Origin of the sequence: uncultured Methanobrevibacter sp., from assembly GCF_902801725.1 — an archaeon.
Lineage (GTDB): Archaea > Methanobacteriota > Methanobacteria > Methanobacteriales > Methanobacteriaceae > Methanocatella.
Map to the genome: position 1 here is coordinate 79815 of NZ_CADCJB010000004.1, position 26288 is coordinate 106102.

Genomic DNA, 26288 nt, shown 5'->3' on the forward strand with positions numbered 1-26288 from the left:
TGTGATGAAATATAAAATTTTAGAAAAGCCAAATTGCGAAGATGCATACGACCTGGTCCAGGAAGCATTGCGCAAAAGAGCAACAATTGTAATATTTGCATGCTGTAAAGTTAACTATGAAGGACGAGCATTAAGTTTGCTTGACTGGGGAGAAAGAATAATTATGATAAAACCCGATGGGGCATTTTTAATCCATCAAGAGAAAAAAGTGGAGCCAGTTAATTGGCAGCCTCCCAAATCAAAAACAAGAAGTTATATCAAAAATGACAATCTTTTCCTCGAAAGCCACAGAAGAACTCCAAAGGAACTGCTAACCGTAGAGATAAGAAAGATTCAATTTATCAATTATGCCAATATCGAAGACTATGAAGAACTTGAACAGGCAGGATATGAAAAAGACATGAGCGACATGATTATGGAAAAGCCACACATGATTGAAGAGGGTTTTACTCCTACAACACGAGAATATAGTGTGGAACACGGATTCATTGACATATTAGGAAAAGATAAAGACAATAACCTGATGGTTTTGGAACTCAAGGCACGTAAAGCCGGAGTCAGCGCAGTCAAGCAACTTAGAAGATATCTTCAGGATTTAGAAAATACTGACAACGATTATTTAAAAGAATGTAAAGCCCAAAAGAAAAAAATCAGAGGACTTCTTGTTGCCCCATCCCTAATGGACGACGCGCAAGAACTAATTGAAGAGGAAGGTATTGAATTTGTATCAATTGAACCTCCTCGAGAATTAAAACGAGATAAAAAAGTAACATTGGATGCATTTTAACGCAATGCATCTTCAATTCTTCTCATTTCATCAAGATAGAATTTTCTTGTGAATTTATTTGCAGGGATTGAATTAGTAACATGACAGTCCTTTTCTAGTTTATAAATAAGATAATCCTCATTTTCCAATGGAATAGTTTCATCATCCTCCAAAAGTTCCAAACCATCCAATTCTCCTAGAATAAGATTATATTCATTTTCTTCAAGCTCAATTACATCATCCAATTCCATTTTCTGAACTTTAGGATTTAATTGTAATGCAATGGCAACAAAACCATTAACGGATTTATCTGAAATTTCGAATGTGGAGTTCCTTATTTCCTCCATGGAAAATTTAACATGAGTTAATGTGTGTTTTGTAACAGGAATCTCTCTTGACAAACCAATCTGATTAATTTCATAATTGTTTTTCCAGTCACCAATTTTATAAATTGCATAATTCATATCATCAATATTAATAATCTCATCATTTGCCATTTTTATCACATTTATAAATATCTTTTTATAAAATAAAAACATTATTATTAAATATAATGTAAAATTTAAACGGAGGTTGAGCTGTGAAAAAATGTCCAAAATGTGGAAATCCTAGTTACGATGGTGCTCCGGTTTGTGGAAATTGTGGATACAAATTCCCTAAACCAAAAGTTAAACCACCTAAAGAAGAAAGTATTTTTGATAAAGCACCAGAACCAAAAAAACCATCCTCTAACGAAAGTACAGTCAGTATTATAAAAGAAAAGAAACTTATCATTGGTGCAATACTTTTGGTAACATTGATTGTAATCTGTGGAATCCTTTTAACTGGATCCAACAATAACAATCCAACACAATCATCAAGTAGTGAATTAGTTGAAGTTGCCGAAGGAGCATTTTCATTTAAGTATCCTGGAAATTGGGAAGTAATAAATGAAAGCGATGCAGAGCACACCAATGCTAAATTCTTCAAAAATGGAAATAATACTACTATTGAATATTACAACAGTACAATGGAATCCACCTCACTAAAAGAAATAACTCAAGATAGGATTAGTCTTGCTCAAAATAATAATTCATATGTTGAACTTGTCGAAACTGTCAAATTAGATGGTAGAAACGGATCAAATATCATCATAGAAAATGCTGATGGAGATTATACAAGATTTGTTTCAATGTTTAGTGACGGGAAGCTATATGTATTTAAAATAAGCGGTGAGTCAATCAACGCTGTTAATTCAGACGACATTAACTCAATGATAAATACCGCAGACATCAAATAAGTATGATTAATTTCATACTTCTATTTTTATTTTTTAAAGTGTTAACATGACTAAAATTAAAATTGCACTTTGCCAAATGAACGTTATTGACGACAAAGACGAAAACTTAAGAAACGCTGAAATGATGATAAATAGAAGCGTTACTGAAAATGCTGATTTTATAGTCTTGCCGGAAATGTTTAACTGCCCCTATTCAAATGACAAATTTATCGAATATTGCGAAGAGCAAAAAAACAGCAAGACTCTTTTGAAAATATCACAACTGGCTTTAGACAATAATGTCTACATCCTTGCAGGATCAATTCCCGAAAAAGAAGGAAGCAAACTGTACAATACCAGCTATCTTTTTAACAGAAACGGTGAAATTACCGCAAAACATAGGAAAATGCATCTTTTTGATATCGATGTCAAGGGAAAAATAACATTTATGGAATCTGATGTGCTGACAGCCGGTGATAATGTAACCCTAGCAGATACGGAATTTGGAAAGATAGGCATAGGAATCTGTTATGACATTCGTTTTCCAGAACTTGCAAGATTGATGGCTCTTGAAGGTGCTTTAATGCTATTTTATCCTGGAGCATTCAACCTAACTACCGGACCTGCCCATTGGGAGTTGCTTTTCCGTTCAAGAGCATTGGACAATCAGGTTTTCTGCATAGGTGTTGCCCCTGCATTAAACAGAGATGCAAGTTACAACAGCTACGGACATTCCATTATTGCAAACCCGTGGGGTGAAATAATAGCCGAAGCAAATGAAAACGAGAGCCTGATAATATCAGAAATTGATTTAAGTGAAATAAAAAAAATTAGAGAAGAACTTCCCCTTTTAAAAAACAAAAGAGAAGATCTTTACGAAATTATTAAAAAATAGCTATTTCAATTTAGCCAGCCTTTTTTCAAAGTAGGCTAATTTTTTATCATTATCAGCAAAGACTTCGCAAGCTGTTTCTATAACCCTAACTTCATTATCATAGTCGTTGGCTTTCCTGTATAAAATACATAAACGTTTGTATGGAGCATCTTTAGGTTGTTTTGCTTCAACATAACGTTCATATTCTTTTATAGCTTTTTGAGGATTGGTTTTCTCCATTTCTTTAATGGTGCTCATAGGAATTACTTTAACAATGGATTCCCCTGATTTTTTAGCCTTTTGTCTTTTTTGTGCTTTTTTGATTGCCTTGTTACAGGATTTCTTGAAATCCTTATCATCCTCAGTTTTTCTTGCGTCTTTAATTAATTTAATAGAATCATCTGTGGCCAAATCACCCAAAGCTTGAATGGCTGCCAATTTAACACCCCAATCTTCATCTTCAAGACATTTGGCAATAGTATCTATCTCATCTTCTGCTTGAAGTTCACCTAAAGCACGTACGGCAACTTTTCTAACTCCAAAATCTTCATCATTTACAGCTTCAACAAAATAAGGAATTACTTTTTTATCTTCTGTCTCTTTGAGTGCGAATGCAAGGAAACGTTTATCTTTACCTTCAGCATTTTTAAACTCCTCGATTAACTTATCAACAGCTACATCTCCCATACTGCCCAAAATTTCAGCTGCTTTAAACCTAACTTGAGCATTATCATCAGTAGTGGCTTTGATTAATGGTTCAATAGCTGATTCATCAGTAGTCCCTACTAAAGACTCAATTGCTTCTTTTCGAACTTTAACATCATCATTTGATAAATTGTTAATAGCTTCTTCAAAATTAAAATCAGTCATGTTAATAAGTTAGATTTCAAGTACTATATAAATATTAAAAAAATAGAAAAAAATAAGAGAATAATCTCTTATTTAAATTGCGGTCCAACCACCATCAATACAGATTAATTGACCTGTACAGAAGCTGGATGCATCAGATGCTAAGTAAATTGCAATACCATCCAATTCACCTGGTTTACCTAAACGGCCAGCAGGACAGTATGCTGCAATAAGATCCATAAATCCATCCATTTCAATTGAATCAACAGTTAATTCAGTTTCAAATACTGCAGGACCGATTGCATTTACTGTAATATTATATTTTGCCCATTCAACAGCCAAGTTTTTGGTCAAGTTCATTACTCCACCTTTAGCTGAAGAGTATGCACTGATTCCTCCACCAGGGAAGATTACTCTGGAGTGGATTGAACCAATGTTGATGATTTTACCGTATTCCTGTTCAATCATAATTTCTCCAACAGCTTTACACATGTAGTAGACACCGCTTAAGTCAATGTGGATGTGTCTTTCCCATTCTTCGTTGGATTGGTCAGTGACCATTTTGTTGTTACCCATACCTGCTGCGTTTACAAGAATATCGATTCTTCCATAAGCATCCATAACTTTTGCAACGCCAGCGGTGATACTGTCATAATCTCCGACATCACATACAGCATACATTACTTCAGTTCCGAATTCTTTTTCGATTTCAGCAACGTTTTCTTGTAATCTTTCTTCTCTTCTTGCAAATAATGCTAATTTTGCACCTTGACTAGCGTATGCTTGAGCAATTTGCCAACCAAGACCAGATGATGCACCAGTAATAAGTGCCACTTTGTCTTTAATATCGAAATAATTTTTCATTTTGAATACCACCTAGGCATAAGCCTATGATTAAATGTATAGTAAATTAAACTATTTAATAATTTTTATTTATTCCTACAAAATTTAAAACAAGATTTAATTTTAAATAAACAACCATATAAATTATTCAATAAATGATTAGAAAAAATTAATAAAAAAAGTTTGAGCATAGAAAAAAATATTAAAAATTATCATATTGAACAATAAATATCAAAAAACATTATTAAATATTATAAAAATTAAAACTTAATTAAACATCAAAATTTATAGAGGCTAAAAATAATGATTGAAGAGCAGACCAAGAGCTATTCCAAAAAGCAAATTTACAAGATATTGCATCCATGGGTTAGACAATGGTTTAATTCAAAATTCGAGGACTTTACACCCGCTCAGAAAAAATCAATCATAGATATTCATAAAAAAAACAACATTCTGATTTCATCTCCAACAGGGTCCGGTAAAACATTGACCGCATTCTTATCAATCATCAGCGAACTGACAACACTTGCAGAGAAGGATAAACTTGAAGACAAAGTTTATTGCGTTTATATTTCACCCCTAAAAGCATTGGACAACGATATTGAGAAAAATTTAGACGAACCTTTAGAAGGAATTGAAAAAATAGCTGGAAAAGATTTGGGAATCAGAAAAGCAGTAAGAACAGGAGACACCACACAATACCAAAGGCAAAAGATGCTTAAAAAGCCACCGCACATCCTAATCACAACCCCCGAAACATTATCAATTTTACTGGTGGCTCCAAAGTTTAGGGAAAAGTTAAGCAATGTAAAATATGTGATCGTTGATGAAATTCATTCATTAGCTGAAAACAAAAGAGGAGTTCATTTAAGTTTATCTCTTGAACGATTACAACATTTAATAGGAAACTTTACCAGAATCGGACTTTCAGCTACCGTAAGCCCCATCGAGGAAGTTGCAAAATTTCTCGCAGGATACGAATATGGGGTTGAGCGAAACTGCAAAATCGTCAATATAAACTATTTAAAGGAGCTTGACATGGAAGTGATGTGTCCTGTAAGCGACATTGTACTGGCGGATGAAGAAGACACAAGGCTTGGAATGTATGATCTTCTGGATGATTTGATTTGGGAAAACAAGACCACACTAATATTTACAAATACCCGAAGCGGTACGGAACGCTTCGTTTACAATTTAAAGAAAATGTATCCTATGCACTACAATAATGAAAACATAATGGCCCATCATTCATCACTTTCTAAGGAAGTGCGCCTTGAAACTGAAAACAACTTAAAGGAAGGGAAACTGAAGGCCGTTGTTTCATCAACTTCACTGGAACTTGGAATTGATATAGGCTACATCGATCTTGTTATCCTAATCAATTCCCCAAAGTCCGTTGCAAGAGCGCTTCAAAGAATTGGGCGTAGTGGCCATAGGCTGCATGAAAAATCAAGAGGAAAAATAATTGTAACCGACCGTGACGATTTGGTTGAATGTTCCGTCCTGCTTAAGAATGCAAAAGAAGGAAAGATTGACCGAATCAACATTCCAACCAATTGTCTGGATGTTTTGGCACAGCACATCTATGGAATGAGTATAGAAAACCCATGGGATATTGATTATGCCTTTGACGTGATTAAAAAGAGTTACTGTTATAAAAACCTGACCAGAGATGATTATGAAGACGTTTTAAGCTATATGGCTGGAGAATATCCCGAACTTGAAGAAAGGTATGTTTATGCAAAAATCTGGATAGATTACAAGAAAAATACATTCGGAAAACGTGGTAAATTAGCCAGAATGCTTTATTCCACAAATATTGGGACAATTCCAGATAGTTCTGGTGTTTTAGTCAAATGTGACGGAGAAACTGTGGGAAAAATTGAAGAAGATTTTATGGAAAGACTTAAAAAGGGAGACACATTCGTTTTAGGAGGAAATACCTATAGATTCAATTACGGAAAAGGAATGACCATAAATGTAACACCTGCAATGGGTCCCCCAACAATTCCTTCATGGTTTTCACAGCAATTGCCCCTTTCCTTTGATTTGGCGATGGATATCCAAAGGTTTAGAGCACATATGGACGTTAAATTTAGATATAGAAGAAGTAAAGAGGAAATAATGGAATTCATACATGATTACCTGTATGTTGATGACTTTGCAGCCAATTCAATCTATGAATACTTCGTTGAACAGTTCAAATATGCAAAAATACCAAGCAACCAACTCCTATTAATTGAATACTACAAGGGATTTGGTGGAAGACGATTCGTAATATTCCACTCATTATTCGGAAGAAAAGTCAACGATGCGCTTTCAAGAGCGGTTGCATACATCGTAGCTAAAAGATATAATATCAACGTGACCATTTCAATATCAGACAACGGATTTTATTTAAGTTCAGATGGCAAAATCGGAGGTTTGGAGTCATTTAGAGAATTGAATCCAGAAAACTTTGAAAATATTCTATCGCAATCACTCAACAAAACAGAAACATTAGCCTCAAGGTTTAGGCATTGCGCCGGAAGATCACTTATGACCTTGAGAAGATACAAGGGAGAATCAAAATCAGTAGGACGCCAGCAAGTAAGAGGAAAAATACTGCTCAAATTTGTACAGGACATGGATGAGAATTTTTCAATCCTAAAAGAAGCAAGAAGGGAAGCACTGGAAGATTACATGGATGTTAAAAATGCTTTGAAAGTAATTGAATGGGTGGCTTCAGAAGAAATGGATGTTAAAACCATAAATACTGTTATACCCAGCCCTTTTGCATTTAATTTAATATCACAAGGATATTTGGATGTGTTGAATCAAAATGACAAAGCTGAATTTACAAAAAGAATGCATCAGGCAATTTTAAACCAAATAAAAGATAAATTAAAAGACATCTACTGAACTCAATTATAAATACTTTTATAGTTAATGATAAATAATGAATAATAGGAGATACTCATGACAAAATGGAAAGCAGTAATAATAGGATTTATTTTATCTGTAATGGTTAATTCATTTTTCGCCCACTATGAATTCATAGGATTATTGGTTGTTGGATTTATTACAGGATATATCGCACATGACGGGATTTTTGGAGGAATGTGGAATGCGGCCGTTGCCGGATCATTGGGCACTATCATATCCGCAGTATTATTCATAATATCTGCAACAGTCGGAGGAAGTTTCCTCGGATTATTCGGAGGACTTACCGGTTTTACAGTATCCGGAATTTCAAGCCTGTTTGCAGTCATCTCAGAATTAATCTATTACGCAATTGTCATGGGAATAACAGGAGCAATTGGAGGAGCAATAGCTTCTAAAAAATAAGTTTTTGGAGAAATAAAATGGAAATATTTAGTGACATAGATTTTAAATCATTAGTATTCGGAGCAGGAATCGCCGCCGCATTTGTAATATTGGGGTCAATGTATAACGAGTTCCTTTATGCTTTCGCATCAATCGGATTCCTATATGTTGGATACAACGCTCCAAATATAAAAACATCAACATTACTTGGTGCATTCGCAGCAACACCGATAATATATCTTGCATTTGAGTACAACATATTTAGGGGAATACCTCTAACCGAGACAGGAAGAATAGTGATGATTATTGCAATTCTTATTGTTGGTATACTCGTTACAGTCATTGGTGCATGGGCCAAAAGAGACCGTATGAAAGCTAAAGAGGAATACGAGAAAAAACAAAAAATCGGTAAAAATAAAAAGAAAAACAAAAAATCCAAAGAGCCTCAAACCGAAAATAAAGGTCTTTTAGGTAAAATTTTAAAAAAAGAATAAAAAAATAATAACTAAATTTATGTTATTATTTTTTCCAATTCATCTCTTTCTATACCACGTTTAATTTCTAAAGCAATTCTTCTACCCATACTCATTGGTTTGCCGTAGGTTAAGTAGGAGTAAGGAGAACCGTCCATAAATGTGTTTGTTCCACCGTCAGTTCTTGCACTTATTTCGAAACAGATTACTTCAAGATTATCGTTTACTAAAGTCTGCATACAGAAAGGACCGTTTAATCCAGGAGCAACTAATTTTTTAGCACTTTCTGTTAATTTATCAGCAATATCAAATACTTGTGGAAGCAATGATTCACGAATTACCGCAGGGTGGTTACCAGTTACAACATAAGAAGGGCTTAAATCAATGTCCAATTGGTCTTTTGCAGGCATCCTTACAAATCCATCAATACTGGATTCATATCTGGTGTCCATACCCATCAATTCAACTGTATCATCAAGTGCTGAGTAGAAATAGTGTATACAGTAATTACATCCTGAAACATATTCTTCAATGTGGGCCGCTTCAACATCACTGTCTTCTAGCCATCCACGTGCTTTCATAGCATCAATTTTAGAATTGAACTCTTCAGTAGATGAAGCTACAAAGTAACCTCTACCTCCCCTAGCACCTGGGAACTTGACCATAACAGGCCTGTCGATTTCATCAGGACCATTATATTTGAAAGGAATTCTTACGTCGCCTTCAACAAGTAAAGCTCTTTCTTTATCTCTTTCAGCTTCCCATCTTAAAACATCTCTATTACCAAACATAGGGACGTTGAATTTATCTTCAACATTATCCAATCCAGCATATGCGACAAAAGATCCATGAGGTACAACAATTGCATTCATATCCCTGAGTTTTTGTTGGACATCTTCATTGACTATGTCCTTAAATTCGTCGACAATAATATATTCGTCGGCGACATCAAAACGTTGATATGGAATTTCACGACCTTTTTGACACACAATAGCAGTTCTGAATCCTTCTTCCTTAGCACCTTGCAAAATATGTAAAGAAGTATGGCTTCCGAGAGTAGCTATTGTTATTTCACTTTTGTCATATTTAGCTAAAATATCTAAAATATCTTCCTTTTTAACTTCGCCCATTTTATCTTCTCCTCAAAGAATGATGATATTATATATGTTTTTTAGAATTTATATAGTTTTTATTGCATCACCAAAAAAATTCTAAAAAAAATATTAAAAAGGATAACCAACAAATTATAAGATAATATTTCGATAAAATATAAAAGGTTGAAAAAAATGTTGATAGGATTAATTTCAGACACCCATATACCGGATAGAGCTAAAGAAATACCTCAAAAAGTATTTGATGCATTTAGCGAAGTTGATTTGATAATACATGCTGGTGATTTAACTTCTCTAAAAGTGATAGAGGACTTGGAGAAAATAGCTCCAGTAATGGCCGTTCAGGGAAATATGGACAGGACAAGAGGAATTGATTTACCTGCAGCAAAGGTACTTGAAGCTGAAGGTTTGAAAATTGGAATTGCCCACGGCGAAGTTTATCCTAGAGCAGATACTCAACAACTGGTTTACCTTGCAAAGGAATTGAATGCAGACATAATGATTACAGGACATTCACATCAGCCAAAAATCGAACAGACTGACGGAGTACTTTTACTGAATCCGGGAAGTCCGATTGTGCCTAGACTTGCAGACAGAACTGTGATGATACTTGAAATCAACAACAAGGAAGTGGATGTCGAAATTATAAAAATTGGTGCACCGGTATGCAGCGCACTTGATTTTGACCAATACAAGAGGGATTGAAATGGGAAGCAAATGGCAAATGGAAAAACACAATGATCCGTATTACAAAAGAGCAAAACAAGAGGATTATCGTTCACGCGCATCATATAAATTAAAGCAACTTGACAAAAAGTATAAACTCATAAAAGAAGGGAATACTGTCGTCGATTTGGGTGCCGCACCTGGAGGATGGTCCCAAGTCGCATTGGAAAAGGTCGGAGAAGAAGGAATTGTAGTTGGTGTTGATTTGAATAGATTTAAGAAATTCCATGAAGAGAACTATTATGGAATCAGAGGAGACTTTACAACACCAGAAGTTCAGCAAAAGATTATGGATATTATTGGAGGAAAAGCAAAAGTCGTAATGTCCGATGCATCCCCTTCACTATGCGGAATTAAAAATATAGACCAATTGAGGTCAATTGATTTGGTTAATGTCGTTATTGAAATAGCGGAAAACATCCTTGAAGAGAAAGGAAACCTGGTAATGAAAGTTTTTCAAGGCCCTGAATATAAAAATATGCTGGATTCGCTTAAAGGAAAATTCAGACATGTGCGAACAACCAAACCTGCATCTTCACGTAAAAAAAGCTCTGAAATGTATGTGGTGGGTTTGGAATATATGCCAAAAAAGAGAAAAAAAAGAAATTAAAGATTATTATAAGCATCATTAGCGGCTTTAAGTTCTTGTTTTGCAAAATCAATTCTACTATCTACTTCATTAGACGGTTTTCCTGCATCTAAAGCACTTTGAACATTTTCAATAGCAGAATTTGCTCGGGATAACTCAAGTCTTGCATCATTATAAATTTTAACATCATCAGCTCCTCCCGCATAATATGTAGATTTGACATTATCAAACTTAACTGCCAAATCAGAATATGAGGATTTCAGCTCTGCAAGCTCATCGTATTGAGTGCCTGAAGATATTTCATCTGTAATACCCTCAGAAACCATACTATATCCCACATACGCCACAACGATAATTGTTGATACAATCATAATGATCCCAACAACGGAAATCATCATTGAAGTGGATTTGAATACATTTAATCTTGATTTCTTCATAATACCCTCAAAATAAAATTAAAATATTTATAATATGTATATTATTAATTTAAGTATTTAATATTTACCTCATCCCATTACTTGCCAAATGCTCTCATGCAATAATTTTTAAAGTATGAAAAAATAATAATATAGATAATGAATTCTACTACTAAATCACAGACATCAATTGCAAAATTCGAAGAATTTTTTTCTACTTCTTACAAGGATGATGTTTTTGAAATACTTGAAAAATATCCTGATGAGCGATCACTTAATGTAGACTATAATGCATTAGAAATGTTTGATCCTGATCTTGCAGATTTATTAATAGACAAACCGGAAGAGGTTATTCAGGCTGCCCAAATAGCTATCAAAAACATTGACCCTCTTGTAAAAGATGCAGACATCCACATCCGTTTTGAAAATCTTACCAATATAATCCCTTTAAAAACATTGCTGAGTAAATATATCGGAACATTCGTTGCTGCAGATGGGATTGTAAGAAAAACTGATGAAATCAGACCACGTATTGAAACTGGAGTATTTGAATGCAGAGGCTGTATGAGGCTTCACGAAGTTGAACAAACCTCCAGCAACACCATTATAGAACCGTCACTCTGTAGCGAATGTGGTGGAAGGTCATTTAGATTGCTCCAAGAAGAATCAAAATATATCGATACTCAAACCGCAAGAATGCAGGAGCCATTGGAAAATCTATCCGGAGGAACCGAACCTAAGCAAATGCTGATGGTATTGGAAGATGATTTAGTAGATGAATTGAATCCAGGAGACAAGGTAAGAATAACCGGAACATTGAAAACATTCAGGGAAGAGAGAAGCGGCAAATTTAAAAACTATATCTATGTAAACCACATTGAGCCTTTAGAACAGGAATTTGAAGAACTTCAACTGTCAGAAGAGGATGAAGAAAAGATTATTGAACTATCAAAAGATCCCCACATTTATGATAAAATAATCAAATCAACAGCCCCATCAATTAGGGGATATAGAGACGTAAAAGAAGCTATTGCATTACAGTTGTTTGGTGGTTCCGCAAAGCAGCTTGAAGACGAAACAAAATTAAGGGGAGATATCCACATTCTTATCGTAGGGGATCCTGGTATCGGTAAATCCCAAATTTTAAAGTATGTTTCAAGATTGGCTCCAAGAAGTATTTACACAAGTGGTAAAGGTACTACCGGTGCAGGATTAACCGCTGCTGCCGTTAGAGATGAACTTGGAGGATGGTCCCTTGAAGCAGGTGCATTGGTACTTGGAGACCAGGGTAATGTATGTGTAGACGAATTGGACAAGATGAGATCTGAAGACAGGTCTGCACTTCACGAAGCATTGGAACAACAAACCGTAAGTATTGCAAAAGCAGGAATCATGGCAACTTTAAATTCAAGATGTTCCGTTCTTGCAGCAGCAAACCCTAAATTCGGTAGATTTGACAAATATAAAATCCTTGCAGAACAGATTGATTTGCCTGCGCCGATTATTTCCCGTTTTGATTTAATTTTTGTAATTGAAGACAAACCAAGTAGAGAAGGGGATTCAAAATTAGCTGATCACATATTGAAGATACATAAAGAGAATACAATCGACTATGAAATTGAACCCGAACTGCTTAGGAAATATATTGCATATGCCCGTAAAAATGCCAATCCTGCATTAACCGAGGAAGCAAACAATGTCCTAAGGGAGTTTTATGTAAATACAAGAAACAGCAACCCTGAAGAACAAGGTGCAGTTCCAATTACAGCACGTCAATTGGAAGCTATTATTCGTTTGGCTGAAGCCAGCGCTAAAATCAAACTTAAGGACACTGTCGATAAAGAAGATGCTGAAAAAGCAGTGAGATTGCAGATGGCATGTCTTAAAAAGGTAGGTGTTGACCCTGAAACCGGTGAAATGGATATCGAAATCATGGAAGGAAGAACACCTAAATCCGACAGAGACAAAATCCAAAGAGTAACTGAAGAAATTGCACTTCTTGAAGAGGAATATGCTGGAAATGCTCCATTAAATGTGCTAATATCCAACATGAACGAAAAATACGGATTAAGTGAAGATAAAGTGGAAAGCATTGTTCGCAATTTAAGGCAAAAAGGAGTAATTTACGAGCCTAATACAGGATATTTCAAAAGAGCATAGGCTCTTCAACTTTTTTTATTTTTTTTAATTTTACTATTTTTTTCAAAAATATCAATACATTAATAAATGATTAAAATAAAATTTAATATATTATACTTATACTAATTTTCACGGAGAGATAATATGGATAAATACGAAGATTTATTAGAAAGAGCAATAGACCAATTACCTCCAGAAGTATTTGAACACAAAAGATTTAAAATTCCTAAAGCTTATTCAGATATCCAAGGTAATAGAACATTCATCAAAAACTTTAAAGATGTTGCAGAAGGCTTGAACAGAGACCCTCAACACTTATTAAAATTCTTAATGAGAGAATTAGGTACTGCTGGAAATATTGAAGGTCAAAGAGCAATTTTGCAAGGTAAATTTACTCATTACTTAATTAATGAAAGAATTGAAGATTATGTGGACAAATATGTTATTTGTCACGAATGTAACAGACCAGATACTAGAATTATCAGAGAAGGTAGAATATTCTTACTTAAATGTGCTGCATGCGGTGCAACAGCACCTTTAAAATCATTATAATTTTACCTTTTTTACTTATTTTTTATCGATATCATGTTTTGTGTAGAGTGCGGAAGTACTGAAAAAAAGATGGTTGGAAACATCTGCATAGACTGTTTTTTAAAAGATTTTCAGATGATTGAAATTCCAGGAAGAATTGAAGTTCAAATCTGCAGCCATTGCAACAGTAAACTTGAAGAAGGAAAATGGAGTGAAGAAAACATTCCCGAAGAAGAGATTATCTACAGAGCACTCGAAAGAAATATCCGAATAGCTGATGAAGTTGAAAACGAAATAATCAACCTTGAAATCGATCAGATGAAAGGAACAATCGCCAGCTGCTATGTTGAAGTTGTCGGTGAAGTTTATGGCGCGCAAATTGAAGAAACCCATGACAGTGAAGTGAAAATATTAAAGACAGTCTGTCCAACATGCAGCAAATTACAGGCAGGATACTACGAGTCAGTTATCCAATTTAGAGCTGACAAAAGAGATATAAAAAAAGAAGAATATGACAAAGCCGACGAAATTGTTGAGAAAACCCTAATTAAACAAAGCAAAAAGGACAAACTTGCATACTGTCCGCAAATAGCTAAATTAAAAGAGGGCTATGATTACTACATCGGTTCTTTAAAATCCGGTCGGAAAGTTGCTGATGCACTAAAAGATGAATTCGGAGGAGTTATCAAGGAATCCCCAAGACTCATCAGTGAAGACAAATCCACCGGAAAAGGGCTTTACAGAATCTGGATTTCAGTCAGAATCCCTGAATTTGAAATTGGCGACTTCATAAAATATGAAAACAAGATATCACAGGTAAAGGATATTGATAAAAATAGAATTACTTGCATTGACATTGCAAATGACAACAAGCATTTCACAATTCCACTTAAACATATGGAAAATGTAGAGCTTGTTAAAAAAGAAGATGAAATTGAAACTACAACAATAATATCAAAATCTCCGAAAATAATTCAAATTTTAGATCCAAGTGACTATTCCGCCGTGGATTTGGAAATAAAAGAAGGATTTGAAGACTGCCAGATTGGAGAAGAAATCAAACTTATTAAAATTGACAACTACATTTATTTAATAAATTAAGTGATAACATGAATATTGAAGAAAAAATTCAATTAATTGAAGAAGGAACCTTGGAAGTTATAGACAGTGAAGAATTGAAGGAAGTTCTTGAAAAAGACGCACCTATAGCTTATACTGGTTATGAACCTTCAGGTAAAATCCATTTAGGACATGCAGTAACAGTTCAAAAATTAAAACAACTGCAAAGTTTAGGTTTTAAAATTAAAATCCTTCTTGCAGATTATCACGCATTTTTAAATGGAAAAGGAAGTCTTGAAGAAATTGCTGAAACTGCAGAGTACAACAAAAAATGTTTCCAAGCATTAGGCCTTGATGAAACAACCGAATTTGTTTTAGGCTCATCTTTTCAATTAGAACCTGACTACACCAACAATATTTATCAATTGGCTACAATGACCACCTTGAAAAGAGCAAGAAGAAGTATGGACCAGGTGAGCCGTGCTGATGACAATCCAAAAGTAGCAAGTGTAATCTATCCAATCATGCAAACCGTAGATATGGCTGCATTAGAAGTTGATGTTGCTCTTGGAGGTATGGAACAGAGAAAAATTCAAATGCTGGCGCGTGAAAATTTGGAAAAAATAGGCGAAAACGTACCTGTCTGTATTCACACCCCATTATTGCACGGACTTGATGGAGATGCCAAAATGTCTTCAAGTAAAGGAAACTACATTGCAATAGACGATTCCATTGAAGAAATCAGCAAAAAAATCAAGAAGAGTTTCTGTCCTCAAGGAGAGGTTGAAGGAAATCCTATGATTGAAATTGCAGAAACTTTCGTATTCCCAAATCAAGAGAAATTACTTATTAAAAGACCTGAAAAGTTCGGTGGAGACATTGAATTGAACCACGACGAACTAATTAAAGACTTTAGTGAAGGTAACTTACATCCAATGGATTTAAAAAATGGAATTAAAGATTTCTTAATTGAATTCTTTGCTCCTGTAAGAGAATACCTGGAGGAAAATTAAATGGTTGAAGAAAAAGAAGAATTTGAAATGGGTTTGCCAAATGGTGTTGGCGAACAGATGCTCGCTCATGCATTTGAAAAATTTGACATCAAATTGGAACAGACCGAATTCGGACCTAAAATAATAGGTGAATATGACGAACTTGTAAAAACAAGAGATTTCTTGGAAAATGCAATTCGTGAAAGATTAAAAGAATTATCCGGAGAATAGATTTCTCCACATACATTATTTTTTTTGAATTTATCGTAACGGCAAAATCCCAAATAACTTTTTTATGTATTGCCAAATGTTTTTTCATTAACCTCTTCATTCAAACTAGGTTAGAGTAACTGGTGTTTCAGTTTATATGCAAAATACCGTTGGAAAATCAGCATCCAATCCATTTTATTGAATTAATTTTTACCTACACAATCTTTAATGTCTTAAACGATATTTAGGTATGTCTAAATATTATGGAGTTATTAATATCCATGCAAACAATTTATTTTAAAAACAACTGCTCAAATCACCGAATTTAACAAATAATCATGATTAAATATGGACAATAATCTATTTTTAGTATTTTTAAAGCAATTTAAAAAATAAAGATTAAGTGAAGTTATTATCAAGTATACCTGATATGTAATAAACATTTGTCAAAAAGAAAACTGCCCAACATATATTTCGATAATTAAACAGTATATTAAAACTTTTATAAATTATTATAAAATTTTCAGTTAATTTTATATACTACTAAATAAAAATAAGTAGTTAGACTTAACTTGAATTTTTATAAAGTTAAAATGAAAAAAGTTAAGTCATAATAAACGAGGTTAAATTAAATGTTTAAATTTGATAAAGAACAAGAAGTTTTTGACTTCGCAGGAGTCAAAATGGGTGGTCAACCGGGAGAATATCCTACTGTGTTAGCAGGAACAATATTCTACGGAGGACACAACATTCTTAACGATGAATTAACAGGTGATTTCGATAAAGACAGAGCCGAACAATTAGTAAATGATATGGCAGCTATTTCCGATGTAACAGGAAATCCCTACATTGTACAAGTTTTCGGACAGACTGTAGAAGCACTTCCAAAATATATTGAATATATCGGAGAGATTTGTGATGCTCCATTTCTTATAGATTCTACATCCGGTGATGCAAGAGTTGCTGGTGCACAGTACGCTGATGAAACCGGATTAACAGAAAGAGCAATCTATAATTCAATCAACATGGCTGCAGATAAATCTGAATTAGAAGCACTCGCTGAAACAGATATTTCTGCTTCAATCATCTTAGGATTCAACCCAATGAATGCTACCGTTGAAGGTAAAATGGCAATGTGGGAAGATGGGGATGACGGTGCATACGAAAAAGGTTTACTTGAAGTGGCCGCAGAATGTGGAATCGACAGATTCATGATGGATACTGCAGTTACACCTTTAGGTCAAGGTGCAGGTATCGCTGCGAGAACTTCATTTGCTGAAAAAGCAAAATGGGGATATCCAGTAGGATCAGGAATTCATAACGTCCCATCCGCATGGGATTGGTTAAGAGAATACAAAAAAGAAGGAAACAAAACTGCATTCACCGTTTGTGATATCGGTGCAAATATCGTGCAGGTAATGTGTGCGGGAGACTTTGTTCTTTTTGGACCGATCGAAAACGCAAGCATAGCGTTTCCGGCCGTAGCTCAAACAGATATGTTTATATCCGAAGCTGCAAAACCTTTAGGAACAGAACCTGTTGATTATCACCCTATGAATAAACTAGTATAATATCATTTGTTAATGCATTTTCAAACCTCAATGAAGATTTGTTCAACATCCAAATTAAACAACAGATCTTAACATAAAAGTATAATACCAAATTAGCACTGGAGCAAGCACCTCCAGTGCTTTTTAAAAAAATAATCATCATTAAAAGAAAAAGTTAAATAATCCGATTAAAGGATACAATCAGGACAGATTCCAAGATATGGTGCTACAGCCTTTTTAATATCAGAAGAGACTTTATTTATACCATTATTAGCATCAATAACTTCACAGGTATACTCTTCAGCCAGCTTCAAGTAATTTTGTCTAACGCCTGTCAAAAATTCTTCATCTTCAAAAGTATCTTTACCGGAAGTTCTCGCAACTGATTTAATAACATCCAAATCCAGTAAAATTATTAAATCAGGTTTTTTAGCATACCTATTTATAACTTCGACCCAATCGACAGGTTTCTGATAAGCCAAACTTGAAATAAATGACCTGTCTGAAATTATGATTTTAGACTCATCTTCCAACCTGTCCATTATTAACATCCTGTCCGCTGCAAACAAAAGTGCCAATGATTTTAGCAATCTTTCAGAAGTTGCATCAGGACGTTGCAAAATCTTTCGAATTAATTTACCAACTTCAGAATCTGTCGGTTCAACTAATGTGTCCACTCTAAATCCATTTGCTTCCAACCATTCCTTCAACATTTGAATTTGAGTAGATTTTCCAGCACCATCAATTCCTTCAAAAACTATATACATAAAATAGAATATGTTTTAATTTAATATATAATTAATTCCAAAAGTATTAATGAATAAAAACTTAAGGTGTAAAAATAAAATGGCTTTAGAAGAATTATTAGCGCCTGCAGGTTCACCAGAAGTATTAACAATAGCAGTTAATGCCGGTGCTGATGCAGTTTATATTGCAGGTCAAAATTATGGGGCAAGAGCATATGCCAAAAATTTTTCAATGGAAGAAATTGAAAAAGCAGTGGAATATGCTCACTTAAACGGCAGCAAAATACATGTTACCGTTAATACATTAATTAACAATTTTGAAATCATTGATGTTTTAAAATATTTGTTGGAATTGTATAAAATTGGAGTGGATGCAGTAATTGTGCAGGATTTTGGATTGATATGGCTTTTAAAAACATTCATACCGGATTTGGAAGTCCATGCATCAACACAAATGGGCTTGAACAATTATTCATCAATAAAATGGGCCAGCAAAAACAACATTAAAAGAGTCGTTCTCCCAAGAGAAGTTACAATTGAACAGATAAGGCAAACCACAGAACAGCTTGAAAAGGACGGCATCAATATGGACATTGAGGTATTTGGCCACGGAGCATTATGTTACTGTGTAAGTGGAAAATGTTATATGTCATCATACAACAGTGGAAGAAGCGGCAACAGAGGAGCCTGTGCACAGCCATGCAGACGGGAATATCGTTTGAAATACAGAGGATACAACATTGGAAACGGATACCTCCTCTCAACACATGACCTTGCGACCTACAATAATTTAGAAGCCATATCCGACGCAGGAGTCAAATCCCTAAAACTGGAAGGAAGAATGAAATCCGGAGACTATATCGGAACAATCGTAAACAGCTACAGAAACCTTCTGGACGGCAATGAGGGAGATTACAAAAAAGATTTGCACCTTGTTTTCAACAGACAGTTTACCAACGGATACATGATGGGCGATAAACCGGGAGATGTAATGGGAAGAGGCCATTCCGGTCATGAAGGATTATACATCGGAGACATTGTCGACATTGAAGATACCAAAGTTACAATTGAAATCAAAAACAAGGAAATTCCAGTTATTTTAGAGCCTGGAGACGGAATTGCATTTAAATACAATGGAAAAATCAAAGGAATCTATCTTGAAGACATCGTAAAACAGGACGAGAATGAAATCATAATTAACACTACACGCCTCGTTAAAGTCGGAACAGAGGTATTCATCAGTTATTCAAAATCAACACACGAATACCTAAAACAGTTTGAAAAGGAAATCATCAAAAACAATGTTCCGCTCAGCCTGTCTTTAACATGGGATGAAAATCTGAATTTATACACCAAGGTCGAATATTACCTGGACGATGAACTAATTAATTTCAGGCATAAAACACTGGACAAGTTCGAAAAAGCAAAAAATAAGCCAGTTACTGAAGAAATCCTGGAAAAACAGCTTAAAAAAACCGGCGGAACACCATTCTATATAGAAAATATTCGATTTAACAATATGCCGAAAGACATATTCATCCCTATTCGTGAAATTAATCAGATAAGGCGTGAAATACTTGACAACGCAACTGAATTTTTAATTAATCATTATACCCCTACCAAAAAGTCCGTTAAGGCAGTGCGCAAAAACTTAACTAAATTTTTTGAGGATTACAAAAATATCAAAGGCAAATCAAAAAGAAAAACTCCGAAATTGTCAATATTTATCGACGATATTGCTCAAATTAAAGCAGCATCAGGATTTGATTTGAAAAGAATCTATTTTGATGGAAACTGCCACTATAACAATCCTCAAGATTATTTTGACAATATAAAAGAGACTCTTAAAAAGGGAAGCCTTATGGCATCACCGACCGAATTTGTCTGGGTTCTCTCATCATTCATAACAGAAAAGGACGCATTAAGATGCAACGAAATTATTAAGGATTTGGAAAATGAGGGAATTATCGTATCGGTAATGGGAGACTTTCCAGGAATGGCTGAAATATTTGACTGCCCAATTTATGGAAATCATAATTTAAACGTATGGAACAGCTTTTGTGTGCGTGATTTGAACGAGGCGGGTTTCAAATCATTGATATTGTCATCAGAACTATCCGGAGATGAAATAAAAGAACTGATTAATAAGACTCCTGACAGAAACATTGACCTTGAAATGATTGTTAATGGAAATTTGGAAGTTATTGTCAGCAAAGACGATTTTACCAACCTGAACGATGGAAAAGACTTCATCATTTCAAACGATGCAGATTATGCAACCTTGGAAGACAAGAAAAGAAAGAAATTCAAGTATAAAATATTTTTCGACTACAACAGGCAGAGCCATATCATCAACAAGGATTGCCTGTGTTTGATTGAAGAGATGAATGATATAAAAGAATTCGGACTTGATTCCATAATTTTGGACTGCAGATATTCAAATGAGAAATACACTTCCCAAATCCTATCAATATACAATGAAAGTCTTAAAAACAAGACCATTGAAGAGTTAAGCGAATACAAATATCAAATTATGGATTTTTCCCAATCATACATCAACAAAGGCAACTACATTGAAGGAAGACTACACGAGGACAAATAATGAGAATTCCAGAATTACTTGCACCTGTCGGCTCAATGGATCATCTGAAAGTGGCAATAAATGCGGGAGCCAGTTCCGTCTATCTTTCCGGAAAGAACTATGGCGCAAGAAAGTATGCTCAGAACTTTACATTAAATGAAATAGAAGATGCAGTAAACATAGCACATTTACATAATGTTAAAGTTTACGTTACCGTGAACACATTAATTAAGCAGGATGAACTTGAGGACGTAATAAATTATCTGTCAAATCTATATGCTATCGGAGTAGATGCCGTTCTGGTTCAGGATTTTGGGCTGGTGGAACTCATTAACAAAAACCTGCCAGACCTCAAGATTCATGCATCCACACAGATGACCTGCGAAAACCAGCTGAAATTAGACTACATCGAAAGCAAGGGAATTAAAAGAATAGTTCTTCCACGGGAGATGAGAAAAGAGGAAATTCAAAACCTCAAAACAAATATGGAACTTGAGATTTTCGTGCATGGTGCATTATGTTATTCATATTCAGGACAATGCCTTATGAGTAGCTTTAAGGGAGGCAGAAGCGGAAATCGAGGAACATGCGCCCAGCCATGCAGACAGAAATATAAAGTTTCCGGAATAAAAAAAGAAGATTATTACCTGTCACCCTGCGATTTGAATTTGTTTGACAAACTAAAAGAAATTTCCGAGATGAATATTGCCTGCATCAAAATAGAAGGCAGAATGCGAAGCAAGGAATATCTTGCCATCACAATCAGCAGCTACAGAAATGCCCTCAACAAACTGAAAAGCGGGAAAAAAAGTGAAAACGAAGAGCTCAGTTTGGTTTTCAATAGGGGATTCAGCCAAGGTCAATTCAGCAACACCTCAAAAAGAAGCATAAGGGCAGGACATATAGGATTAAAAATAGGAAAAGTAATTGATGCCCATAAAAACCAAATTGCGATAAAAATAAATGACACAGTTAAGAATATTCCCGAGAAGGGTGACGGACTGCTTCTCATTAAAAACAGCAAGGATTATGGGTTTGAAATTTCACAAAATCCATTATTGACAACCGTGAATCATTTCAAAAAAGGAAAAAACAAGCAAGTTAAGGATTTGACAAGAAAAGACAAAGTCATGATTGTTAAAAAAGTATGGCAAAACAAAAAAAGTGATTTTGATTTAAACGGGTGTGATGTTTACCTGACTAAGAAAAATAACCTTATTAAAAAAGTTCGAGAAATTGAAAGCAAGAAAAACAGTTACGTCAAATCCAAATTGATTCTTACATTTTCAGTTAAAAATAAATTCCCCCAACTTAAAGGGCGACTAACGCTTGCAAACAAAAAGGAAATAGAATGTGAAGTCAGAGGAAACACACCGTTTGAAAAACCACTTAAAAAAAGCGTTTCGCAGGAAATCATCCAAAAGCAATTGTCGAAAGTTGACAATTACCCCTATAAGATTATTCAAACCAATATCAATTATGACGGAACACTGTTTATTCCAATAAGCAAAATCAATGAATTGAGAAGGGACTTATTCAAAAAATTAGAAATAGAACTCAACAATTCCTATAAACATGAAATCAAACAAATTAACTTGAAATTAACTGAAGCTAAAAAAGAAGAATCTGCACCCTCAATTTCATTCTACACCAATAATCTGAATCATTTGAAAAATATAGAAGGAGTGAAAAGAGTTTATTTGGAAATTCCTCCTGAAAACGATAATTTAGACATTAAAAATCATGAAAACTACAACCTGAACTATATGATCAGCTTTTTAAAGGATGCTTTGGAAATTTCACGCATGAAAGATTACGAACTGATATGGAAATGGCCGGACATCACTCATGACAAGCTTATTAGAGCATTCAATAAGGTAAAAGGAATATTGAATAAAATGCATTATAAAATTCCAATTATGAGTGGCAGTTTTAATGGAGAATATGGGCCTTATTCCATGAACATTACAAATACCGAAACAATAGACAGCCTCGAAGATTATAAAATTTTAACAATATCACCTGAACTAAATAAAGAGGATTATGAAAACATTGCAAGATATTGCAAAACCCCTGATAAAGTTGAAATACTAGTGCAGGGAACCGTTGAACTAATGAAAACACGCTACCCCCTCTTATATGGAAAAGAATTCAAACGATTAAAAGACAAATCAGAATTTTTCTTAATTGACAGAAAGAACAACAAATATCCTATTCACAGAAGCATTTCAGGTGAAGAGTTAACAATATTCAATTGTGAAGAGTTATCGTTGCTTGGCGAAATTAATCACTTAAAAGATATTGGCATCAGCAATTTTTCAATAGATGGAAGATATAAGGATAATGACTATAACAAAATTGTCGGAATATATAAAAAAGCATTTGAAGGAAATATCGAAGAAAAAGAACTGTTAAAATATAGCTGTCAAAACACATCAGGCAACTACTAATATTACTTTCCAAATGCTCTAGGGAATATGGAATAATACATTAATAATACATATTATATCAAAAAAGGGTTTGGTAAAAATGCAAGGGGAAAAAATTACATTGCAAAATATAAAAGGCATTGGAGATAAAATCTCTGAAAAAATTATAAATGGTATTGGAGGGGAAGAGGAACTCCAAAAAATTGTTGAAAATGTTGATGTTGAAAAGATATCGAACATTGAAGGAATAAGTCAAAGAAAAGCAATTGAAATAATGAATCAATTGCTAAATAACCCAAACTATGAGTTTATAAAAAGCGATAGAGCAATGGAAATCTATGAAGATATCATAAACAAAATCCTGTCATACTCAAACACAAACTATTCAAAAAACAGAATTTTACTGCTTAGCCCCACAAAAGATATTGATAAGATAAATTCCCGCCTTGATTTTGTAATGTCCGCTAAAGATCATGTGTCACAACTTCCAATCATCAAACTAAGAGGATTGATGAAAAATTTAAAGGAAGTTGAAGAGGCAAAACCCGAATACGACCCAAGCAAAGCGATCCTTGTAGAAAGCGAAGAAGACAGTTCATACCTTATGGATTTGGGCCTCAACCAATATTATCCCATTATAACTGCAAACGATTCACCATTACTTCAAGAAGAGATAATGAATTATGATTTGGTATTTTACGTTTATTCCCAAGGCATCCTTGATTTTGAAGGAATGCCCAATTTGGTGATGGTCAACATTGAAGAAGAGGATTATGAAATCGTTCCTGAAAAAATCATTAACTTTTTTGTGCAGAATAAGGAATTATTTTTAAGAGTTCATGAAATTCAAAAAATCAGAGATAAGGAAAGTGTTCTGGGAGACATCATCCCCATAATTGATGAACTCAACATCATCGACAAAAGAGAAGTCGATATTGAGAAACTTGTCTATTCTCTTAAAGATGATATGGATAACGAATTAGAAAAATCCATGAAAAGTGTTGACCTTGAAGGAGATGAAATTCTCAATCTATTAAACAATAACTTTCCTCCGAAGATTAGTAAAATATTTGACGAAATTATCAATAAAAGAAAGGAAATTATTCGCGAAGAAACCGGTATAAGTTTTGACCCATTCATCAGAAAGTATCCTATAGAAATTGACGACACAGAAATTCAAAGAGTAACACTGGAACAGTCTTCCAAAAAGGAAAATGACATCTTCGACATTAAAAAAAGTGCAGCAATCCAGCTAAACTCCATTAAAGAAAAGGCAATTGAGGAAGTTGAGGATGCAATTAAATTTGATTATGAATTCAGTCTTGGAAGTTTTGCATACGAATATGATTTATGCAGGCCGGAATTTGGAGATGAAATCAAATTAAACGGAGCCCTTCATTTAGAATTAGCACTTAAGAAAGATGAAGAGTACGTTCAAAAAATTGATTACCAATTAACACGCGATGAAAATATTGCTCTTTTGACAGGTGCCAACAGCGGAGGAAAAACAACACTCCTAGAAACATTGACACAAATATCCATAATGGCTCAAATGGGACTTCCAGTAAGTGCTGATGCGGCAGAGATAAAAATAGTTGATGAAATTTATCATTTCTCAAAGAAAAGATCTCTTGATGCAGGTGCTTTTGAATCATTCCTGAATGTATTCATACCAATAGTTACAACAAAAAGCGAAAAACTGGTATTGCTGGACGAACTTGAAGGAATAACAGAACTTGATGCAGCCGTTAAAATAATATCAACATTTATAGACATGATTAAGGAATCAAATTCTTATGGAATCATTGTAACACACATGGCAAGAGAAATAATGAACTACACAGACATCCGAGTAGACGGTATTGAAGCAAAAGGATTGGATGAAGATTATAATTTAATTGTAGACAGAACACCAAAAATGAATTTCCTTGCAAAAAGTACTCCCGAATTAATTTTAAAAAGAATATATGAAAAATCAGATAATGAATTAAAAGCAGTGTATGCAAGAATATTAGAAAAATTCTAAATTTATATTTTAGGGATTAATCTGGAATAGGAAAGTTTTGAGTTATTTAAAAAACAATTCAAAATCCCTTCTTAAAAAAAACTAAGTCTTAGTTTTTCTAAATATCAGCCCTATTGCACAGAATTCAACAATGAAAATCAATATATACGAAAAAACGGATAACACATCATTGAAAATCGGTGCGAATTCCAATAATGTCAGAATCATCAAAATAATCAAAACGATTGTATAATCCTTAGCATAGTTATACCAACCAATTTTTTCAATATATTCTTTAAGCAATTTTAAATTGAAAGAATTACGAAGACTTCCACCATCAGCAAGTTGGGCCAAAGCAATTTCTAGGAAGAAAACAGTAATATAAAGGATAACTATGCTTAAAGCAAAAAATAAGAGTGAACTGATAGGATTATGATTGTAGATTAAATGAAATGTTTCTTGAAAGTTAAAAACAAACTCCTCTATTTCAAACCTAGGAAAATCAAATAAAAATGAAATTGCAGCTAAAAACAAAGTTTGAATACAAATATAAATAGCAAATATTATTGTTGCCCAAATACCCAATTTAATATCTTTAAAATTAAATTTAGGCAATTCTTCCCTACCATTTATTACTTCACGAGTCAATTGCATTCCGTAGGAATTGTATAAAACAATATAGATTACAATAGCTATAGCAGCATATATACCATCAAGTAAACCAAAGATAAATGCAAACAAAAATATTAGAAGTATGAACATGACAGTATGTTTCTTGTTAGCCATGCAACAATTAAATGAATTTTTCAAAAAATACACTACGGAATCTAACAT

24 protein-coding genes are annotated in these 26288 nt (G+C 34.1%); 17 read left to right on the forward strand and 7 right to left on the reverse strand.

Features of this window, described 5'->3' with window-relative positions:
* Nucleotides 1–4: 4 nt before the first annotated feature.
* Complete coding sequence (gene nucS, locus QZV68_RS01435) at nt 5–787, forward strand: endonuclease NucS (RefSeq protein WP_296877884.1); 783 nt, start codon at nt 5–7, stop codon at nt 785–787.
* Here the strand turns inward: nucS and QZV68_RS01440 are convergent.
* A complete protein-coding gene (locus QZV68_RS01440; RefSeq protein WP_296877886.1) occupies nt 784–1263 on the reverse strand; it encodes a hypothetical protein in 480 nt (159 codons plus the stop codon). The two genes, nucS and QZV68_RS01440, sit on opposite strands and share 4 nt — an antisense overlap.
* 83 nt (nt 1264–1346) lie before the next feature.
* Between QZV68_RS01440 and QZV68_RS01445 the strand changes: the two genes are divergently transcribed.
* Entirely contained in the window at nt 1347–2045 is a 699-nt protein-coding gene (locus QZV68_RS01445; RefSeq protein WP_296877888.1) for a PsbP-related protein, read from the forward strand.
* Between the two features lie 46 nt (nt 2046–2091).
* Complete coding sequence (locus tag QZV68_RS01450) at nt 2092–2919, forward strand: carbon-nitrogen hydrolase family protein (RefSeq protein ID WP_296877890.1); 828 nt, start codon at nt 2092–2094, stop codon at nt 2917–2919.
* On the opposite strand, the gene QZV68_RS01455 is transcribed toward QZV68_RS01450, so the two are convergent.
* Nucleotides 2920–3768: a HEAT repeat domain-containing protein gene (locus QZV68_RS01455; protein ID WP_296877892.1), complete on the reverse strand. Its 849-nt coding sequence runs from the start codon at nt 3766–3768 to the stop codon at nt 2920–2922.
* A 72-nt stretch (nt 3769–3840) separates the two neighbouring features.
* Nucleotides 3841–4611, reverse strand: coding sequence for an SDR family NAD(P)-dependent oxidoreductase (locus tag QZV68_RS01460; protein WP_296877894.1), 771 nt, complete (start codon nt 4609–4611; stop codon nt 3841–3843).
* Between the two features lie 282 nt (nt 4612–4893).
* Between QZV68_RS01460 and QZV68_RS01465 the strand changes: the two genes are divergently transcribed.
* Genes QZV68_RS01465 through QZV68_RS01475 form a run of 3 tightly spaced genes read left to right on the forward strand, consistent with a single transcriptional unit; the run spans nt 4894 to nt 8390 of the window.
* A complete protein-coding gene (locus tag QZV68_RS01465; protein ID WP_296877896.1) occupies nt 4894–7491 on the forward strand; it encodes an ATP-dependent helicase in 2598 nt (865 codons plus the stop codon).
* Nucleotides 7492–7548: 57 nt separating this feature from the next.
* The gene (locus tag QZV68_RS01470; protein ID WP_296877898.1) at nt 7549–7917 is read left to right on the forward strand and encodes a DUF5518 domain-containing protein; all 369 of its coding nucleotides are present in this window, start codon (nt 7549–7551) and stop codon (nt 7915–7917) included.
* A 17-nt stretch (nt 7918–7934) separates the two neighbouring features.
* Entirely contained in the window at nt 7935–8390 is a 456-nt protein-coding gene (locus tag QZV68_RS01475) for a hypothetical protein (RefSeq protein WP_296877900.1), read from the forward strand.
* A 17-nt stretch (nt 8391–8407) separates the two neighbouring features.
* Here the strand turns inward: QZV68_RS01475 and QZV68_RS01480 are convergent, their stop codons facing one another.
* Nucleotides 8408–9499 (reverse strand): formate--phosphoribosylaminoimidazolecarboxamide ligase, encoded by a 1092-nt coding sequence (locus tag QZV68_RS01480; protein ID WP_296877902.1) that lies wholly within the window; start codon nt 9497–9499, stop codon nt 8408–8410.
* A 147-nt stretch (nt 9500–9646) separates the two neighbouring features.
* Between QZV68_RS01480 and QZV68_RS01485 the strand changes: the two genes are divergently transcribed.
* Nucleotides 9647–10186 carry a metallophosphoesterase gene (locus QZV68_RS01485; RefSeq protein ID WP_296877904.1) on the forward strand — a complete coding sequence of 180 codons (540 nt, stop codon included), beginning with the start codon at nt 9647–9649 and terminating at the stop codon, nt 10184–10186.
* Between the two features lies 1 nt (nt 10187).
* On the forward strand, nt 10188–10817 hold the full coding sequence (locus QZV68_RS01490) for an RlmE family RNA methyltransferase (protein ID WP_296877906.1): 630 nt from the start codon (nt 10188–10190) through the stop codon (nt 10815–10817).
* On the opposite strand, the gene QZV68_RS01495 is transcribed toward QZV68_RS01490, so the two are convergent.
* Complete coding sequence (locus tag QZV68_RS01495; RefSeq protein WP_296877908.1) at nt 10814–11233, reverse strand: hypothetical protein; 420 nt, start codon at nt 11231–11233, stop codon at nt 10814–10816. The genes QZV68_RS01490 and QZV68_RS01495 overlap by 4 nt on opposite strands.
* Before the next feature lie 138 nt (nt 11234–11371).
* Between QZV68_RS01495 and QZV68_RS01500 the strand changes: the two genes are divergently transcribed.
* From QZV68_RS01500 to mtrH, 6 genes are all read left to right on the forward strand, one after another.
* A complete protein-coding gene (locus tag QZV68_RS01500) occupies nt 11372–13372 on the forward strand; it encodes a minichromosome maintenance protein MCM (protein ID WP_296877909.1) in 2001 nt (666 codons plus the stop codon).
* 123 nt (nt 13373–13495) lie between these two features.
* Complete coding sequence (locus tag QZV68_RS01505) at nt 13496–13903, forward strand: translation initiation factor IF-2 subunit beta (RefSeq protein WP_067040760.1); 408 nt, start codon at nt 13496–13498, stop codon at nt 13901–13903.
* Nucleotides 13904–13927: 24 nt separating this feature from the next.
* Complete coding sequence (locus QZV68_RS01510; protein ID WP_363136789.1) at nt 13928–14983, forward strand: NMD3-related protein; 1056 nt, start codon at nt 13928–13930, stop codon at nt 14981–14983.
* Between the two features lie 8 nt (nt 14984–14991).
* Nucleotides 14992–15954 carry a tyrosine--tRNA ligase gene (locus QZV68_RS01515; protein ID WP_296877914.1) on the forward strand — a complete coding sequence of 321 codons (963 nt, stop codon included), beginning with the start codon at nt 14992–14994 and terminating at the stop codon, nt 15952–15954.
* Nucleotides 15955–16164: a hypothetical protein gene (locus QZV68_RS01520; protein ID WP_296877916.1), complete on the forward strand. Its 210-nt coding sequence runs from the start codon at nt 15955–15957 to the stop codon at nt 16162–16164. It abuts the gene before it with no gap.
* Between the two features lie 611 nt (nt 16165–16775).
* Nucleotides 16776–17714 carry a tetrahydromethanopterin S-methyltransferase subunit H gene (gene mtrH, locus QZV68_RS01525; protein ID WP_296877918.1) on the forward strand — a complete coding sequence of 313 codons (939 nt, stop codon included), beginning with the start codon at nt 16776–16778 and terminating at the stop codon, nt 17712–17714.
* A 167-nt stretch (nt 17715–17881) separates the two neighbouring features.
* On the opposite strand, the gene tmk is transcribed toward mtrH, so the two are convergent.
* Nucleotides 17882–18460: a dTMP kinase gene (tmk, locus tag QZV68_RS01530; protein ID WP_296877920.1), complete on the reverse strand. Its 579-nt coding sequence runs from the start codon at nt 18458–18460 to the stop codon at nt 17882–17884.
* Between the two features lie 79 nt (nt 18461–18539).
* On the opposite strand from tmk, the gene QZV68_RS01535 reads away from it, so the two are divergent.
* Genes QZV68_RS01535 through QZV68_RS01545 form a run of 3 tightly spaced genes read left to right on the forward strand, consistent with a single transcriptional unit; the run spans nt 18540 to nt 25475 of the window.
* On the forward strand, nt 18540–21041 hold the full coding sequence (locus tag QZV68_RS01535; RefSeq protein ID WP_296877922.1) for a U32 family peptidase: 2502 nt from the start codon (nt 18540–18542) through the stop codon (nt 21039–21041).
* Nucleotides 21041–23470 (forward strand): U32 family peptidase, encoded by a 2430-nt coding sequence (locus tag QZV68_RS01540; protein WP_296877924.1) that lies wholly within the window; start codon nt 21041–21043, stop codon nt 23468–23470. Before QZV68_RS01535 ends, QZV68_RS01540 begins: the two co-directional genes overlap by 1 nt.
* Before the next feature lie 52 nt (nt 23471–23522).
* Nucleotides 23523–25475, forward strand: a complete 1953-nt coding sequence (locus QZV68_RS01545; protein ID WP_296877927.1) for an endonuclease MutS2 — start codon at nt 23523–23525, stop codon at nt 25473–25475.
* Nucleotides 25476–25556: 81 nt separating this feature from the next.
* Here the strand turns inward: QZV68_RS01545 and QZV68_RS01550 are convergent, their stop codons facing one another.
* The gene (locus tag QZV68_RS01550) at nt 25557–26240 is read right to left on the reverse strand and encodes a DUF4013 domain-containing protein (protein WP_296877925.1); all 684 of its coding nucleotides are present in this window, start codon (nt 26238–26240) and stop codon (nt 25557–25559) included.
* Nucleotides 26241–26288 lie beyond the last annotated feature (48 nt).

Excerpts from the sequence above, each read along its gene's own strand:
- QZV68_RS01460 (WP_296877894.1), bottom strand. The coding sequence starts at position 4,611 with ATGAAAAATTATTTCGATATTAAAGACAAAGTGGCACTTATTACTGGT.
- QZV68_RS01515 (WP_296877914.1), top strand. The coding sequence starts at position 14,992 with ATGAATATTGAAGAAAAAATTCAATTAATTGAAGAAGGAACCTTGGAA.
- QZV68_RS01535 (WP_296877922.1), top strand. The coding sequence starts at position 18,540 with ATGGCTTTAGAAGAATTATTAGCGCCTGCAGGTTCACCAGAAGTATTA.
- QZV68_RS01470 (WP_296877898.1), top strand. The coding sequence starts at position 7,549 with ATGACAAAATGGAAAGCAGTAATAATAGGATTTATTTTATCTGTAATG.
- QZV68_RS01480 (WP_296877902.1), bottom strand. The coding sequence starts at position 9,499 with ATGGGCGAAGTTAAAAAGGAAGATATTTTAGATATTTTAGCTAAATAT.
- QZV68_RS01465 (WP_296877896.1), top strand. The coding sequence starts at position 4,894 with ATGATTGAAGAGCAGACCAAGAGCTATTCCAAAAAGCAAATTTACAAG.
- QZV68_RS01455 (WP_296877892.1), bottom strand. The coding sequence starts at position 3,768 with ATGACTGATTTTAATTTTGAAGAAGCTATTAACAATTTATCAAATGAT.
- QZV68_RS01475 (WP_296877900.1), top strand. The coding sequence starts at position 7,935 with ATGGAAATATTTAGTGACATAGATTTTAAATCATTAGTATTCGGAGCA.
- QZV68_RS01540 (WP_296877924.1), top strand. The coding sequence starts at position 21,041 with ATGAGAATTCCAGAATTACTTGCACCTGTCGGCTCAATGGATCATCTG.
- QZV68_RS01490 (WP_296877906.1), top strand. The coding sequence starts at position 10,188 with ATGGGAAGCAAATGGCAAATGGAAAAACACAATGATCCGTATTACAAA.
- QZV68_RS01520 (WP_296877916.1), top strand. The coding sequence starts at position 15,955 with ATGGTTGAAGAAAAAGAAGAATTTGAAATGGGTTTGCCAAATGGTGTT.
- QZV68_RS01495 (WP_296877908.1), bottom strand. The coding sequence starts at position 11,233 with ATGAAGAAATCAAGATTAAATGTATTCAAATCCACTTCAATGATGATT.
- nucS (WP_296877884.1), top strand. The coding sequence starts at position 5 with ATGAAATATAAAATTTTAGAAAAGCCAAATTGCGAAGATGCATACGAC.
- tmk (WP_296877920.1), bottom strand. The coding sequence starts at position 18,460 with ATGTATATAGTTTTTGAAGGAATTGATGGTGCTGGAAAATCTACTCAA.
- mtrH (WP_296877918.1), top strand. The coding sequence starts at position 16,776 with ATGTTTAAATTTGATAAAGAACAAGAAGTTTTTGACTTCGCAGGAGTC.
- QZV68_RS01505 (WP_067040760.1), top strand. The coding sequence starts at position 13,496 with ATGGATAAATACGAAGATTTATTAGAAAGAGCAATAGACCAATTACCT.
- QZV68_RS01440 (WP_296877886.1), bottom strand. The coding sequence starts at position 1,263 with ATGGCAAATGATGAGATTATTAATATTGATGATATGAATTATGCAATT.
- QZV68_RS01500 (WP_296877909.1), top strand. The coding sequence starts at position 11,372 with ATGAATTCTACTACTAAATCACAGACATCAATTGCAAAATTCGAAGAA.
- QZV68_RS01450 (WP_296877890.1), top strand. The coding sequence starts at position 2,092 with ATGACTAAAATTAAAATTGCACTTTGCCAAATGAACGTTATTGACGAC.
- QZV68_RS01550 (WP_296877925.1), bottom strand. The coding sequence starts at position 26,240 with ATGGCTAACAAGAAACATACTGTCATGTTCATACTTCTAATATTTTTG.